Here is a 1988-nt window from a genome sequence, read left to right on the forward strand (position 1 = left end):
TTGTATATAGAAGTAAAGACCAGTATATGGAATGCCCTTCGAACTGTATCTACAATTAGAAGTGGGTCTTCAATACACATATTAGGAGGGTCAGACGTGAAAAGAATGCGGAATATGTTATTAGCACTTACGCTTATCTTGAGTCTCGTCGCAACAGCTTGCACAAGCAAGACAGCTGAAACTTCTCAGCCAATAACGGATAAACCAGCAGAAAATACAACAGCAGAGAAACCAGCTGAAAAACCAGAAAATACAGTAATTGAAGCATCTACGGTTCGTGCGAAGGATCCGTATTTGAAATTTGATGCAGGTGAAACGTACGACAAGAACGCCGTGTATGACGCTTATGAGAAAGACGTTGGCGTTAAAATTACGAATAAATGGGTCGTAGACGGAGTCGTAAGTGGGCCTCAGTTTCAAGAGAAGCTCAAGATGGCAATTGCAACTGACGATCTGCCAGACTTCTTCCCAGCTACACCAGCTCAATTACAGCAGTTGATTGAAGCCGATATGATTCAGGACTTGACTGAAGTATATGACAAATACGCAACAGATGAAACGAAAGAATTCTTGATGCGCGATGGCGGATTGCAGATGAAATCCGGCACATTTGATGGTAAGTTGATGGGGATTCCAGAGTCAGGAACTGCGTTCACGCCTCAATTCGTATGGGTGCGTACGGACTGGCTGAAGCAGCTGAACCTGCCTGAGCCGAAAACGCTGCAAGACCTGATTAAAATTATGGAAACGTTTGCAGCTAAGGATCCAGGAGGAACTGGAAAGTCCTATGGTCTAGCATTGAATAAGGAATTTTATGAACCTACAGGTGCACTGGGTCTCACTGGATTCATGAATGGATACCACGCTTACTTGAATCAATGGATAGAGGATGGTAAGGGCGGATTGATGTTCAGTGATATTCAGCCTGAAATGAAAGAAGCACTTCGCTCGTTGCAAGATATGTTCAAGAAGGGGCTAATTGATCCAGAATTTGCAGTTAAGGACATGATGAAGGAATCTGAAATGATCTTCAATAACCAAATTGGTGTACTCTACGGCCCAGAATGGACGCCTGCCCATTTGGCTCAAGGTGCGGTTAAGGACGGCAAGGTTGTTCAAGAATGGAAGCCATTCCGCCTCCTTTCCATTGATGGTACAGAAGCGTCCACGCAAATTGAGCTGGGAACGGAGAAATATAACGTTGTCTCTAAGAAAGCGAAGAATCCGGAGGCTATGGTTAAATTGTTGAACCAATGGATTGCAATTGATAATCACCCGACGGAAGAACAGAAGGTATATGAGTACGGCAAGAGCATGAAGGAGAGCGGCAATAACTATTGGCAGCTCAGCCCGGTTATGGCGTTCAACCAAGCAAGCGATAACGGTTCCGTATTGCCGAAGGCAATTGAGACGAAGGATGAGAGCTTGCTGAAGACGAAAGACCAGAAGACACGTTATGCTCGTGCGATGAAATATGCAAATGGTGAAGATATTTCAATGTGGTGGGAAATGCTTATCTCTGGTCCAAACGGAGCAGTCTCAAATGTACCATACATGAAGGAGCACAACCTGTTCCATCGTAATAAATTCTATGGTGCACCGACACCAACAATGGTGGAAAAACGTGAGCTTTTGAAGCGTAAACGCGACGAGCTCTTCATTAAGATCATCATGAACCAAGTACCTATTGACGAATTTGATAAATTTGTTGAGGATTGGAAGAAGCTCGGTGGCGATGACATGACGAAGGAAGTAAACGAGTGGTACGCAACAAATAAATAAGTTCACGGGGAGAGCGGCTCATATTCCGCTCTCTTTTTTATTGCGCCAGTCATTGCAATAATTGCAAATACGCTTACCGTACGTGATTTCATTGGATCAAGTGCTGTGCTTTCATCTCTAACCAACTACCTATATCGTAATCTTCAAGCGAACTTACGAATTGGCAGGCGGAATCGCAACAGTTGTATATAGAAGTAAAGACCAGT

Annotated in this window: 1 protein-coding gene; it reads left to right on the plus strand. The window is 43.9% G+C overall.

Going from position 1 to position 1988, the window contains the following annotated elements:
- Positions 1 to 105: 105 nt before the first annotated feature.
- A complete protein-coding gene (locus tag BBG47_RS27790) occupies positions 106 to 1782 on the plus strand; it encodes a type 2 periplasmic-binding domain-containing protein (protein ID WP_483310779.1) in 1677 nt (558 codons plus the stop codon).
- Positions 1783 to 1988 lie beyond the last annotated feature (206 nt).

The sequence above is a fragment of the Paenibacillus sp. KS1 genome (genome assembly GCF_001680695.1).
Classification (GTDB): Bacteria; Bacillota; Bacilli; order Paenibacillales; family Paenibacillaceae; genus Paenibacillus_B; species Paenibacillus_B suaedae.

Coding starts and splice junctions, on each gene's coding strand:
- BBG47_RS27790 (WP_483310779.1), top strand. CDS start 106: ATGCGGAATATGTTATTAGCACTTACGCTTATCTTGAGTCTCGTCGCA.